Annotated in this window: 14 protein-coding genes and 1 riboswitch; of the genes, 5 read left to right on the forward strand and 9 right to left on the reverse strand. The window is 40.9% G+C overall.

All coding sequences use genetic code 11. The features are described from left to right. Window positions 1–178: 178 nt before the first annotated feature. On the reverse strand, window positions 179–256 hold the full coding sequence (locus JOC33_RS20715; RefSeq protein ID WP_420825697.1) for a putative holin-like toxin: 78 nt from the start codon (window positions 254–256) through the stop codon (window positions 179–181). Window positions 257–397: 141 nt separating this feature from the next. On the opposite strand from JOC33_RS20715, the gene JOC33_RS04480 reads away from it, so the two are divergent. Then, complete coding sequence (locus tag JOC33_RS04480) at window positions 398–802, forward strand: VOC family protein (RefSeq protein ID WP_205091228.1); 405 nt, start codon at window positions 398–400, stop codon at window positions 800–802. Between the two features lie 69 nt (window positions 803–871). Here the strand turns inward: JOC33_RS04480 and JOC33_RS04485 are convergent, their stop codons facing one another. The 4 genes from JOC33_RS04485 to JOC33_RS04500 form a co-directional block, all read right to left on the reverse strand. Continuing rightward, window positions 872–1,918 carry an ATP synthase beta subunit C-terminal domain-containing protein gene (locus tag JOC33_RS04485; protein WP_205091229.1) on the reverse strand — a complete coding sequence of 349 codons (1,047 nt, stop codon included), beginning with the start codon at window positions 1,916–1,918 and terminating at the stop codon, window positions 872–874. A 354-nt stretch (window positions 1,919–2,272) separates the two neighbouring features. Next, complete coding sequence (locus JOC33_RS04490) at window positions 2,273–2,524, reverse strand: hypothetical protein (protein ID WP_205091230.1); 252 nt, start codon at window positions 2,522–2,524, stop codon at window positions 2,273–2,275. Window positions 2,525–2,614: 90 nt separating this feature from the next. Then, window positions 2,615–3,931: a diguanylate cyclase gene (locus JOC33_RS04495; protein ID WP_205091232.1), complete on the reverse strand. Its 1,317-nt coding sequence runs from the start codon at window positions 3,929–3,931 to the stop codon at window positions 2,615–2,617. A 279-nt stretch (window positions 3,932–4,210) separates the two neighbouring features. Then, window positions 4,211–5,035, reverse strand: a complete 825-nt coding sequence (locus JOC33_RS04500) for an aldo/keto reductase (RefSeq protein WP_205091233.1) — start codon at window positions 5,033–5,035, stop codon at window positions 4,211–4,213. 150 nt (window positions 5,036–5,185) lie between these two features. Here JOC33_RS04500 and JOC33_RS04505 point away from each other — a divergent pair, with 150 nt between their 5' ends. Further along, window positions 5,186–5,794 (forward strand): HD domain-containing protein, encoded by a 609-nt coding sequence (locus JOC33_RS04505; protein WP_205091234.1) that lies wholly within the window; start codon window positions 5,186–5,188, stop codon window positions 5,792–5,794. A 14-nt stretch (window positions 5,795–5,808) separates the two neighbouring features. Next, the gene (locus tag JOC33_RS04510; RefSeq protein ID WP_205091236.1) at window positions 5,809–6,234 is read left to right on the forward strand and encodes a CBS domain-containing protein; all 426 of its coding nucleotides are present in this window, start codon (window positions 5,809–5,811) and stop codon (window positions 6,232–6,234) included. 35 nt (window positions 6,235–6,269) lie between these two features. Here the strand turns inward: JOC33_RS04510 and JOC33_RS04515 are convergent, their stop codons facing one another. Beyond that, on the reverse strand, window positions 6,270–7,172 hold the full coding sequence (locus JOC33_RS04515) for an NAD(P)/FAD-dependent oxidoreductase (protein WP_205091237.1): 903 nt from the start codon (window positions 7,170–7,172) through the stop codon (window positions 6,270–6,272). A 152-nt stretch (window positions 7,173–7,324) separates the two neighbouring features. After that, window positions 7,325–7,426, forward strand: a riboswitch (purine riboswitch). Window positions 7,427–7,511: 85 nt separating this feature from the next. Here JOC33_RS04515 and ade point away from each other — a divergent pair. Next, on the forward strand, window positions 7,512–9,239 hold the full coding sequence (gene ade, locus JOC33_RS04520) for an adenine deaminase (RefSeq protein ID WP_205091238.1): 1,728 nt from the start codon (window positions 7,512–7,514) through the stop codon (window positions 9,237–9,239). A 61-nt stretch (window positions 9,240–9,300) separates the two neighbouring features. Beyond that, a complete protein-coding gene (locus tag JOC33_RS04525; RefSeq protein WP_239533968.1) occupies window positions 9,301–10,131 on the forward strand; it encodes a 5'-methylthioadenosine/adenosylhomocysteine nucleosidase in 831 nt (276 codons plus the stop codon). A gap of 226 nt (window positions 10,132–10,357) precedes the next feature. On the opposite strand, the gene JOC33_RS04530 is transcribed toward JOC33_RS04525, so the two are convergent. The 3 genes from JOC33_RS04530 to JOC33_RS04540 all read right to left on the reverse strand — a co-directional run bounded on the left by JOC33_RS04530 (window position 10,358) and on the right by JOC33_RS04540 (window position 12,623). Continuing rightward, the gene (locus JOC33_RS04530) at window positions 10,358–11,218 is read right to left on the reverse strand and encodes a hypothetical protein (protein ID WP_205091239.1); all 861 of its coding nucleotides are present in this window, start codon (window positions 11,216–11,218) and stop codon (window positions 10,358–10,360) included. A 301-nt stretch (window positions 11,219–11,519) separates the two neighbouring features. Next, the gene (locus JOC33_RS04535; protein ID WP_205091240.1) at window positions 11,520–11,786 is read right to left on the reverse strand and encodes a hypothetical protein; all 267 of its coding nucleotides are present in this window, start codon (window positions 11,784–11,786) and stop codon (window positions 11,520–11,522) included. A 249-nt stretch (window positions 11,787–12,035) separates the two neighbouring features. Continuing rightward, window positions 12,036–12,623 (reverse strand): hypothetical protein, encoded by a 588-nt coding sequence (locus JOC33_RS04540; RefSeq protein WP_205091241.1) that lies wholly within the window; start codon window positions 12,621–12,623, stop codon window positions 12,036–12,038. Window positions 12,624–12,627: the final 4 nt, after the last annotated feature.

Below are 12,627 nucleotides of genomic sequence, written 5' to 3' on the forward strand. Positions count from 1 at the left end.
CCAAGCTCTTAATGTATTAAATTAACTAACAATGGTTTTAATAAATCGGTTTAGTAAATCGGTTTAGTGACATTATAGATGTTGTGTAAGCGTTTTACAACCCTAAAATCGAAATTCCAAAATAATCATGAAAAGGCAAAAAAAGAAACACGCTGAAGGAGCGTGTTCGAAAAGGGAATCAATCATCAAACTTCAGGACAGCGATTACAAACATTCCGAAGCTGAGCATCAACGACAATACTTCAAAAGTATTCATGTTCTACCGCCTCCTTATGTAAAGCTTCCCCTGACCCAAGATTGTCCTATACACATTATTTTATTTTTTATTTAAAAATGGCAAAGGAGATTTTTCAGTCTTTATCGAAAAATAACTTTGACAAAAAAAGGAGGTTTATATATGACGGAACTGCACCGCGTTGGTACTACCTACATACCAGTAAAGAATCCGAAAGAGGCAGCAGAATGGTACCAGGATAATTTACATGCACGCATCAACCATTTAGATGAGACCAAAGCAATTCTGGACCTTGCCGATCAAAGTTTTTTTCTAGTGAAAGGGAAAGCAAAGCAAACTGCGAATTTCCTCACTTTAAAAGGGGTGGAACATTTTACCCTGACATTTGAAGTGAATGGAAGCGAAGCTCTTAAATCCTTGCATCACTCTTTCCAAAAGAAAGGAATAGAGGTAGGCGATATTGAAAACCGGGGACATCCAGGGTTGAATTTTGTATTCAAAGACCTTGATGGAAACATGTTTGATGTGTGGAGTGAATTAAGTCCGAACTTTAAACTCAAAAAGTAGTTAGGAAGGCTGCCAGAAGTATCGGCAGCCTTCCTTATCTCTGCTATAGGAATAATGGAAAGAGATAAATCATACGACACTTCCGATATAACGCAATTCCCCGGATTCTTTTGAGTCCAAGGAGCCATCAATAATCTTCCTGACATCTTTAATGGTATCCTGCAAGGCTACTGTCTCGCCTTTTTGTCCGGTAAATGCTTCTGCTACATAGAACGGTTGTGTCAAATAGGCTTCCAGCAATTCCCCTCGTTTATAGGTTATGGTCTCCACACGCGGGATACTGTCTATTCCTTTTACATTGACCACTGCCCTTAGCTCCCGGTATCTCCTTAGCAGTTTTTGCGCACGCTGCTGAATCTGCTGATGTGTTTGATCCAGATGTAATCCTTCTAAAACGGATGAAGTAGAATAGATGGGATTAACTGCAGGAAACAGTTGTCTTGCGGCCAGGTCAGCATCCAGTTGAAGCAGCGTTTCCAATGGCCCATAAGGAAGTTCTTCGTCTACTACCTCTCCTTTCAAATCTACTAACAGGGTAGTCACGGAATCCATGCCAACCTGCTGAAGTCTTTCTTGCAGATCAAAAATCTCACCAGTCAGAACATGGGAGCGATCTGCAGCAAATATAATATTCTTATCCGGCGAGGTTCCAGCTATCACTTGATAGGCAACATCGATCGTTTCTGGAAGAGAATCTGCGTATTCTGTAATGTCTTCCACCTCTTCATGTTCCTCTTCCGGCTTCAATAATACTGTCATGTAGTTTTCTTTCCTTAACCGATGGAACAATTCCGCCAAAATCACTAATTGACCCATACCCGGCCGAGCCACCAGGCCCACAGTACCCCCTTTTGCTAATGGAGCGAACAAATCAAGCGTTTTAATACCGGTCTCAATCATGTCAACCTTCTCCCCTCTAATTATCAACTCATCAAGACTACATTCTGCCAGTGAAGCTAACGTGACTAAAGTACGTACTTCTGCCCTGCCTACTGGTATTTTTCCTGTACAAAGGTTGGACACTGTTGCCGGCCTTAAGCCTACTGAACGGGCTGCACTGGTCAAGTTCGGGACTTTTCTTCGAAGCAGCGCCACATTTAATCGAATGTCTTTCAATACACTCACCACCTTATTACTCTTAATAGTATGTTAAGTTACTCTAAAAAGCAACATTTATTTACTCTACAACGTAATTATTATTACAAGTAGGGGGGGTTTCAATGAATAAGACTAAGGGACAGCAGTCTTGCTCTCCCCCTGAAAGCTTAAGGTAAGCCTCGCCGCTCTTTTCAGACCTTCACTTCTATCATTCCTGACCAATTAGAAACACAGGCATTCACTTGTCCTTTCGTGAATGCCTGTGTTTTCTTCTACTAGGAACTTTAACATCTGCACTACGTTGATGGACTTCTTTGCAAATACTTCCCCAACGCAAAAAAACGACCACCTTATGGTCGCCGAATGACAATACTAGTGAATGTTCGAACGTTTTTGTTCCGGTTTTGTGAAAACCATGGCAATCAGGGATAGAATGCTCACTATTCCGCCAATAATCATGATTTTATCGCCTATTCCTCCCGTAATAAAAAATGTACCGATAAGTGAGGCAGTAATACATATAAGTGAGAGCGTGTAAAAAACCCCTACCACTTTAGATTTTTTGGCATGTTTAGTAAAGCCAAGGGTTCCGATAAGGCATAATAACACTGCAACCAGTATCAAGGCTGACCAACCTTTCTGCATCTGAGCTTATAATAGTCTGTTCAGTTGGTTTACCCGGCTTTCCGATAAATCATGCTCCTATCATTGGGATTAACTATATTTTTTAGCAGGGTCATAAATACAAACGCGATTTTTCCCGGACCCTTTCGCCTGGTATAGTGCTTTATCCGCGTAACTGATAAGCTCCTGTCCATCTGATCCGTGCAGGGGAAAAAGAGACACCCCGATGGAAACCGTTACGTGAAAGCTCTCTCTATTAAGGATCACTGGCTTTAGTACCTGATCAAGTATTCTCTGTGCTACCCGTTTCACTTGTCCATGATTTGCACCAGGTAATAAGATGACAAACTCATCGCCACCAATTCGGGCAAAAACATCCTCTTTTCGAAGAATCTTTTTCACCCGCCTGGTAATAATAATCAAGGTTTCGTCCCCAACAAAGTGACCATGAGTATCATTAATTTCCTTGAAGTTATCAAAATCCAGATATACTATAGCAAATTCCCTGTTTATCTCGGATGCTTGCTCCACTTCTTCCTGCATTTTGGAAAAGAAAAATCTTCTGTTATATATTTCTGTCAACTGGTCACGATACGCCAGTATTCTCAGTTGATCCTGTTGTTCCTTACGCTCTGTGATATCGCGACAAATGGTTTGGACTGCAAATTTCCCGCCATATTCAACCCGGGCGGCATGGATTTCAACAAAAAATGGAGTTCCATCAACTTTATGAAAGCAGTGCGTATTTGGACCTGATTTCATGCCAGTAGCCAGGATAGATTTAATTCTTTCCTTAATCGTGCTGGCTGAGTCTGTATGGATAAAACGATATATGTTTTGTCCCACCATATCCTCTTTTGAAATTGCGTTCACCAATTGAACTCCTGCATCGTTCAGGTATATGATTCGATCCTGTTCATTATGGACAAAAACAGCATCAGGCGACATTTCCACAAGACTCCGGTAACGGTTCTCCACTTCCTTCAATAACCTTTCATTTTCTTTAAGTTGGTTATTTTTCCGGAAAACCTGGATGTTTTTCACGATAATAACTAAGCGGTGGCATTCCTTCCCTTGACCTAAAATAGGGTGAACAGTCAGCTCCCCTTCAAAACTCAAACCATTTCTGGAAGTAATTTCTTCCCAGTGCCTTGTCTTCAACTTAAGCGCCCGTCCCAATCGTTCTCTTAGAAAACCGCATGTAATTGGGTCATGGACTTCTCCAATCGAACTCCCCACAACCTTAATAGAGGAAGAAAAATACTTTTCAGCTTCCCTATTCACGAAAACATAATAAAATTCGCCGCCCTTCTTTTCAAATACACCAATTCCATCGCTGACTGCATCTAAAAACTCTTTGGCAAAGACTCCATTATTTTTGAACAGATCGGCTGAAAATATGTCCACTCTTCTCCCCCCTTATGTTCAAACTCCCATAAAAGCCCATATATATAGTGCTTATAACTTATTTAATGATACTATTTACCTACCTTATACATATTACTATATACTTTAGAACAAAACTTATCTACTAAAATTATCGAAACAATCAATAATTTTCTAAAAATTTTATTATTTATAAAAAAAAATGACCCCGTTTTAATAACGGAGTCACTAAATAGGGAGCAAAAATTAAAGCTTTTCAATCTTCAGGTACAGTTCACTTTTCGACATCGTGTTTTTTACTCATCTAATATTCATTTCTGAAGGTAGAGGTCCTTTTCTTTCATTTCTGTCCAGACTATTCATTTCATTTATTTCATTCGTGTTCAACTCAAAGTCAAAAACCTGGAAATTTTCTTCAATTCTTGATGGCGTAACAGATTTTGGAATTACAATCGTATCATTTTGCAAATGCCAGCGTATGATGACCTGGGCTGGAGTCTTGCCGTGTTTTTGTGCAATTTTTCTTATAACGTCATCCTTCAGCACCTCTCCCCCCTGCATCAAAGGACTCCATGCTTCTACATAAATACCTTGCTGCTTGCAAAAATCCTTTAATTCGTGCTGGGCTAAATATGCATGGCATTCCACTTGATTCAACGCAGGAAGAACGTCGCACTCATCTAATAAACGCCTGAGGTGCTCTATATCAAAATTACATACTCCAATGGCTTTCACTTTTCCTTTGTGATAAAGCTTTTCCAGTGCTTTATAGGTATCTACATACTCGTCAAACTCCGGGGTTGGCCAATGGATTAAATATAAATCAACATAATCAAGTTCAAGCTTATCCAGACTTTCTTCCAATGCCAATAGTGTTCTTTCATACCCTTGGTCACTATTCCAAACTTTTGTCGTTATAAATAACTCTTCCCGTGGAAGTCCACTTTCCTTAATCGCTTTCCCGACACCCCGCTCATTTTTATAAATGGCAGCTGTATCAATTGAACGATATCCTGTTTCCAGCGCTTTTTTGACAGCTGTAACTGCCTCTTTCTCTTCCACCTGCCACACCCCAAAGCCAAGCTGCGGCATTTTCACACCATTATGAAGGCTGATCTTTTCCATCAATGTCCACTCCCTTTTTTAATTAAAGCTCTGCTTCATGTTGGCTTAAGGAACCTGCTATTCTAAGGAAGTTAACAGAACTTTTGTGTAGTGTACCATAACTGTTTCGGGTAAAGCCTACTAAAGGATTCCAAAATCGGAGGGAGCATTATGCTGAAAAAAGCAAAACTTTTTGCAGAAAAAGCCCATGAAGGGCAAAGACGAAAGTCAACAGGTGAGCCGTATATTACGCATCCTATACGGGTCGCTGATATTTTAATGGAAGCAGGATTCAGTGATGAAGTGGTCTGTGCCGGTTATTTGCACGATGTAGTCGAGGATACGAATGTTACGTTAAACGATATCCAACATGCTTTCGGCAACAGTGTTGCAAACCTTGTTGCCGCTCACACAGAAGACAAGAAGAAATCCTGGAAAGAACGCAAACAGCATACGATAGATACAGTGAAAACCGGTTCGCTCGAGGTGAAAAGCCTGATTGTTGCTGATAAACTGGATAACCTTTTGTCAATGGAAGCGGAATATGCTGCAAAAGGAGAGGAGATCTGGAAACACTTCAACGCCGGTTATGAAGCTCAACAGTGGTATAACCAGGGTATAGTCAGCCATATGAACAAAGGATTAATAGAAAGACCCGCATTTTTTACAACATATGAAAAGCCGTCAGAAGATTTTTCTGATTTTACAAATCAATTACAACTTAACATTGACGTTTTAGGAATCCCAGTTATTGGTTATTGTTTACTGAAAGATTCCTAAAGGAGGTAATTCAGATGGCAGTACTGCAAGAAGTTATGACAGAAAACGTGAAAAGCTGTAAGCCAGGAGAAGACCTTCAAACATTAGCGCGAATGATGAAAGAAGAAGAGGTCGGCTTCCTTCCGATCGCCAATGAAAATGAATATTTAGGGGTAGTGACAGACCGCGACATTGTAGTTAAAGGTTTAGCAAAAGGATCACCCGACCAGGTGAAGGCTGCAGATATTATGACTGAAAATGTTATAACAGGATTACCTGACATGGAGGTTCAAGAAGCGGCAAGACTCATGCAGGATCATCAGATACAACGTCTCTTGGTAGTAAAAGAAAAGGATGTCAAAGGTGTGGTTTCACTGGGTGATTTAGGTATAAATGATGCTGAAAATACAGTCGGTGACACTGTAAGCGAGATGAAAAAAGGACAAGCGAATAACGCTTGAGGCAAATAAAGCAGTCCGGTATCTGCCGGTCTGCTTTACTTTTTTTCCAGTAAATATTTATGGATCCATATTGCTGCCTGGTGGCCATCCCCCATAGCAATGGCTACTTGTTCAGAATGAACAGCAACGTCTCCAGCTGCCCATACCCCTTCAACATTGGTCATTTTGGTCCTTGGGTTGGAAAGTATATGTTTGTTATGAAAAAGCTCCACTCCCAGCCCTCTGGCCAGTTCGGACTTAACTTTATTCCCTCCAAACGCAAGGAATGCATAATTGCCGGTAACCTTTGTCCCATTTTTTAAAATTACTCCATGTAAATGGCGTCCATCGCATAGTACTTTTTCTACGGATTCACATATATAAGTTACATTGTTTTCGTTCAACTTCTCCATTAGTTCCTCGTCGACATCCCTTTGTTCATGATTGATGAATATCAGTTCGTTCGTCCAATACGTCAGAGCCATTGCCAAATGTGCTCCAGGGTTGCCTGTTCCTAATACAAGAGTACGCTTATTTTTCACTTCGTGTCCATCACAGTCCGGACATATGAATACACTTAAACCAAGGCAAGGAAACAATGGCAAGAATTTAGGCGGGATGCGATCCACTACTCCTGTAGCCAGTAACACCGAGTCAGCCTCTATTGTCTTGTTAGTGGTTTTAACCATAAATTTTCCGTCTTTTTGGGCAACATCTACAACAAGGTCCTCCATAAACATTACACCAAAATCGATTGCCTGTTTTTTTCCAATACTTCGAAGTTTTTGCCCACTGACACCTTCCGGCCATCCAAGTATATTATGGTAACAATGACTTAAATTCGACCTTCCCTTATCAGAATCAACAACTATTATACGGTGAGAATACCGTCCCAGCTGAATGGCAGCCTGCAATCCAGCAATCCCACCGCCCACGATGACGCAATCATACTTTTTCATCTTCTTCCCCCTCATCCATTCATCATCTCCTTAGTTTCACTTTAAATTTTCTTCTGATACACGCAATTATTAATTTGAAAATTTTTATTGTTTAGTCAATTCATAATCCCATTGACACCATGAGCACCTCTATGTAGAATTTGAATTACTTTCAACCGAATAAACGAACTTTTCGTATAATCTTGGAGATATGGTCCATAAGTTTCTACCAAACTACCGTAAATAGTTTGACTACGAGAGGATTGGATAGATTAGTGCAATTGACATTAATCCTCTTCTCTATGTCAAACTCCAGGAAAAACCTGGAGTTTTTTTATTTTTCAGGAGAGGGTGCTAAAGATGAACAAACAGGTACTGAAGAAACGGATAGCCGTAGCAGATAAAGAAATACCCGCTGACTTGGTCATTAAGAACGGGAGAATCGTCGACGTATTTAATAACGAAATCTTCAAAGCGGATATTGCTATTACAGATGGCACGATCGTTGGCATCGGTGAGTTTGAAGGAAAAGAAATTCTTGATGCAAAGGGCCGCTACGTTTCACCATCTTTTATTGATGGGCATGTCCATATCGAATCTTCGATGCTGATACCCAGTGAATTTGCAAAAGTTACTGTCCCACATGGCGTGACTACTGTTATTACCGATCCTCATGAGATTGCCAATGTCTCCGGAAAAAAAGGCATTGAGTTTATGTTGGCGAACGCTGAGGGTATTTCCCAGGAAATTTTATTTATGATGCCTTCGTGTGTTCCAGCCACCCCTTTTGAAAATAACGGTGCCACATTGACTGCAGAAGATTTAACCCCTTATTTCCAGCACCCTAAAGTCTTAGGTCTGGCTGAAGTGATGGACTATCCTACTCTTCGCTCTGGCGATAACAGTATAGTCGATAAAATTGCCGCCAATACCGGAGGATACACTGACGGGCACCTGGCTGGACTTAATACTCATGCAGTAAATGTCTATCGTGCTGCAGGGATAAAAACGGATCATGAATGCACTACATCTGAGGAAGCGAAGGAACGTCTCCAGAGAGGTATGTATGTCATGATAAGAGAAGGATCGGCCTCAAGGGATTTACAGAGATTAATTAATATTGTTACACCATATAATGCCCGACGCTGCCTTTTTTGTACGGATGACAAACATATCGATACTCTTGTTAATGAGGGGAGCATCGACCATAACGTCAGAAAGGCTATAAAACTTGGTCTTGACCCGATTACTGCATTGCAAATGGCCACTTTGAATGCTGCTGAATGTTATGGGCTTACAAGAAAAGGAGCAATTGCCCCGGATTTTGATGCAGATTTTCTTTTGCTTGATGATTTGGAGACTTTGAAAATTTCCGAAGTTTATAAAGGTGGAAAACTGGTTGCCAAAGAAGGTACTTATCTAGGAGATGAATCTGTTGCCAACAAACACTTCAGCAAGCTCACTGGATCCGTTAACATACCGGAACTTACTGAGAAAGATATCAAAATACCATTAACCCAAAGCCAGGCAAAAGTTATGGAAATCGTGCCCAATTCTATTCGTACAAATAAGCTGATGGCTGATGTAGATATGGTAAACGGCTTCTTTATACCGTCCTCCGATAAAGACTTCTTGAAAATAGCAGTAGTCGAACGTCATAAATGCACGGGAAATATTGGCTTAGGAATAATTAAAGGGTTAGGGTTGAATGCAGGAGCGATTGCCACCACTATAGCCCATGATTCGCATAATATCGTGGCTGCCGGAGCAAATGACAGGGATATAATACAAGCTATCCAGGAACTTAAGCACATTCAGGGAGGGTTAGCAGTTGTAGTAGATGGGAAGGTGGCAGCATCCATCCCCCTTCAGGTAGGCGGGTTGATGTCCAGCCAGCCATATGACGTCGTTTATAAGCAAGTCCATCAGCTCCATGAAGTAATGGCAGAGCTAGGATTCAAAGGGGATTTCGATCCTTTTTTAACCCTTGCCTTCATGACTCTGCCGGTTATACCTACCTTGAAACTGACGGATTTAGGATTATTTGATGTAAATAAAGGTTCACATGTTAATATCCATGACGAATGAAAAATGTCTGCGATAAGCATTCATATAAATAAAAAATCACATCACTAGAAGGAGTTGCAGAATGAATATCATTACCTACAGTAAGCAAGCATTATTTATGTTCATCCTTTTATTCACACTGATCGGGTGTTCCTCTCAAGGAGAAGATAAAGCTCAAGCCGAGACAAATAACGCAGACAAAAAAAAGAGCGAAGACATCGTTGGTATCATTGGTCCTATGAAAGAAGAAATCGCCTTATTGCATGAAGACATGAAAGTGGAATCTGAGGAGAAAGTCGCTGGAATGACCTTTTACGAAGGAACCTTAAATGGACAGGACATCGTTCTAGTACAGTCCGGTATCGGGAAAGTAAACGCGTCCATGGCTGCTCAATTATTAATCACCCAATTTGAAGCAGATAAACTGATTAACTCGGGTATTTCCGGTGCACTTCATCCTGATGTGGCACTTGGGGATATAGTTATTTCCAAAGATACCGTTCATCACGACATGGACGAAACAGCAAAAGGGCTTGAGCCAGGCGTAATTCCACGTATGGAAGAAAGCTATTTCAAGGCGGATGAACAGTTAATAACCCTGGCACAGGAAGCAGCAAAAAAGCTGGACAATGATATCCAGGTATTCACTGAACGAATTGCGACTGGAGATCAATTCATAGCTGACGAGGAAAAAAAGCAATGGATTCTGGATACGTTCAATGCTTATGTAGTGGAAATGGAAGGTGCCGCCGTTGGACAAGTAGCTCACCTCAATGATGTTCCTTATATCGTCATCCGCTCGGCTTCAGATGATGCAGGAGAAGAAGCTTATGTAAAATGGGAAGATTTCAAACAGGATGCCATTGATAATTCCTCATTCATTATCAAAAACATGCTGAAAAATATGGAATAACAACAAAAGCCGGAAGCGCCTTGCTCACTCCCGACCAGCTTAAGCCAAGCCTAGTCGTGACGTTTCTTTGTCACAGAGAGGATCGGCTTAAGACCTCGAAGGGGTAGGCGCTGGAGCTGGATGAAGCCCACTATAGAGGGTTAATCCACAGCCATCCATTTATTAAATTTCTTAATCACACAGAAAGACGCCAGCCACTTCCTATTATGGATGCAGGCTGGCGTCTTTAGCTTTCCGATTTTTCTAAAGAATATAGACCTAATTCCGCAAACGAAAATAATAATAATTCGAATTCAATTCCTAAAGAAGCCCCAGCTGATTTATAATCTGCTAACTTTTCCTTTAATTCGTTTTTTACGCCTTCCTCAAACGAATTGACAATGACAAACGTGACAATTAATTTTTTATTGTCGGGAAGTAATTTCTTATAGTCGAAAGATTGTTGTAATAAGCGGTCTACAGAATGTACGACAGGTTCAAACGGAAACGGAGAATGAGGAATGATTTTTGAAGTACAGACTACACAAGCATCTGCCAGCTCAATCAGACCATCAAATTCAAACTGCTGACTATCCCCAATGATGCGTATATGCCTTTGAATAGGTTTATTATAGGCTCTTTCGATTTTCTTAAATGCAAATTCTTCAGCAATCAGCGCAAGCTGAACAGGTTCTGGCTGAGTATGTGGAGATGCTATTACCATTTCAGCATCATCCCTTGCTTGCCGTTCCTCATTTTGAAATCCTTTAAGCTCTTTCAACTTCTGCTCAAACACTTCATTATGGGAGACAAATTCTTTCTTATAGTCAAAATAATCCTTATTTCCCCTGATAATCGCTATCAGATTTTGCAGGTAATCGAGACGGGTCACAGCTGTCGCAACAATGAAAATCCCTGCCAGGTAACTCCATTCACTATCCGAAAAAAGACATAGCCCTAGTAGTAAAAATAAGCCTCCGACCTTCAAGGCATGCGACATCCATTTCTTCCGGAATGAAGCAATCACACTGATAAACCCCAGCAAAATCGCAACTGCAGCTATCCCTTCCCTGAGGGTGCTGGGAATCAATATCTCGATGCTCCCCACCTCCTGTCGCTCTTTACTACATTATATGTACGCCCAAAACTGACATAACGTTATTTTTATGCATGATAAATAGGCCAGGCACCTATTTCCGCAGAGGTCCTGGCCTCTATGTTCTGTATTTTATTATTTAAATAGGCATACCCCTCCCTTGAATCAGCTGCCCCTTTTAACGAAAACACATACTTGTGATGAAAGGCGGATTTCCGTTTTTTTAGAGTGTCAGGTGTCCTCTAACAATTGTCCACCATCATCTTAAGTATTAATAAAATACATCTCTATGTGAATGGATAATTTTTATACTTTATTCAATAAGTACCTCTGGCGGCCCTCTATCCGTAACTCGTCCCAGCGATTGTGGCTCTACATAAATACTTGTTCTTCTGTTCAACTGTGCATTTTCCATATCCTCCACAACTACTCGGAAGGATCTTTCCCTGACTTCATCCAGAACATTGCCTCCTAAAAGATTTAAGCTCAGTAAGCTGCGCTGGTAACGAAGCATTCCTATTCCCATTAAAATCACTAGCATCGCCATTACCTGTGAAATCATTTCAGAATTGATGATCATTTCCTTTTCACTCCTTTTAATCTAATTTAGTGGTGACTAACTTGCTCCTCCTTTCCTGCTTTTTTGTGTTATTACACATATTCGTCCTCCTCTTTTCTTTCCCTCCAGGTCTATATACCTATTCGATAGACAGGATTCTTTAAACAATCCGATGGTTTTACGGCATTAGTGTTTTCAAAACATCGTTCGCTCAAAGTAGACAAAAAAAAGACCTTCATGAAAAGCAGGAACTTTTCAGAAAGTCTTTGTTTAACTATTCATTTTGGAAAGGAAGCCGCCCAGAAGGTCATCGTCCGATTCATCCTGGTCAGGCTCCTCTGATTTCGTATGATGGATTTCCTCTTTCATCTGGTCAAAATTCAATTCATCCAATGCCCGGTCCATATCATCCCATTTTTTATCATCATTTTGAAGATCACTTACAGGTGTGGCTTTGTCCGATTCTTCCGTGGCAGCAGTTTCTTCCTGTAAATAGAGTGCCTCATCAATATCAACGGCACTGCTATTCAAGGAAGCAAGCAGCGCTGTCGCACGAACTGGATCGGCGAGCAAATGATGAATGACACTGCCGAGTAACGCTTCAGAGTGCTCGTGCTTAATCCAATTACGCTGTTCCTTCGTAAGTTGTCTTGGAAGTGGTATCGTAATGGTTTCTCTTTCCTTTGAAAGCGACTCATTGACCCCCTGCAAAACAAACTGAGCTATCTTGCTTGAAAAATTCCTTCTTTCGGTTTCTTTCAAGTTACTCAGCTGCTTCAGCAGATGATCCGGCGTATCAGAAGGGACACGAAAAGTAATCGACTGCCCCCGCTGTATACCTTTTTGTGAATTACTCATACAA

This window comes from Thalassobacillus pellis (genome assembly GCF_016908295.1).
Taxonomy (GTDB): Bacteria; Bacillota; Bacilli; order Bacillales; family Halobacillaceae; genus Thalassobacillus; species Thalassobacillus pellis.

Excerpts from the sequence above, each read along its gene's own strand:
- JOC33_RS20715 (WP_420825697.1), bottom strand. The coding sequence starts at position 256 with ATGAATACTTTTGAAGTATTGTCGTTGATGCTCAGCTTCGGAATGTTT.
- JOC33_RS04510 (WP_205091236.1), top strand. The coding sequence starts at position 5,809 with ATGGCAGTACTGCAAGAAGTTATGACAGAAAACGTGAAAAGCTGTAAG.
- JOC33_RS04500 (WP_205091233.1), bottom strand. The coding sequence starts at position 5,035 with ATGGAAAAGATCAGCCTTCATAATGGTGTGAAAATGCCGCAGCTTGGC.
- ade (WP_205091238.1), top strand. The coding sequence starts at position 7,512 with ATGAACAAACAGGTACTGAAGAAACGGATAGCCGTAGCAGATAAAGAA.
- JOC33_RS04535 (WP_205091240.1), bottom strand. The coding sequence starts at position 11,786 with ATGATCATCAATTCTGAAATGATTTCACAGGTAATGGCGATGCTAGTG.
- JOC33_RS04515 (WP_205091237.1), bottom strand. The coding sequence starts at position 7,172 with ATGAAAAAGTATGATTGCGTCATCGTGGGCGGTGGGATTGCTGGATTG.
- JOC33_RS04540 (WP_205091241.1), bottom strand. The coding sequence starts at position 12,623 with ATGAGTAATTCACAAAAAGGTATACAGCGGGGGCAGTCGATTACTTTT.
- JOC33_RS04480 (WP_205091228.1), top strand. The coding sequence starts at position 398 with ATGACGGAACTGCACCGCGTTGGTACTACCTACATACCAGTAAAGAAT.
- JOC33_RS04525 (WP_239533968.1), top strand. The coding sequence starts at position 9,301 with ATGAATATCATTACCTACAGTAAGCAAGCATTATTTATGTTCATCCTT.
- JOC33_RS04505 (WP_205091234.1), top strand. The coding sequence starts at position 5,186 with ATGCTGAAAAAAGCAAAACTTTTTGCAGAAAAAGCCCATGAAGGGCAA.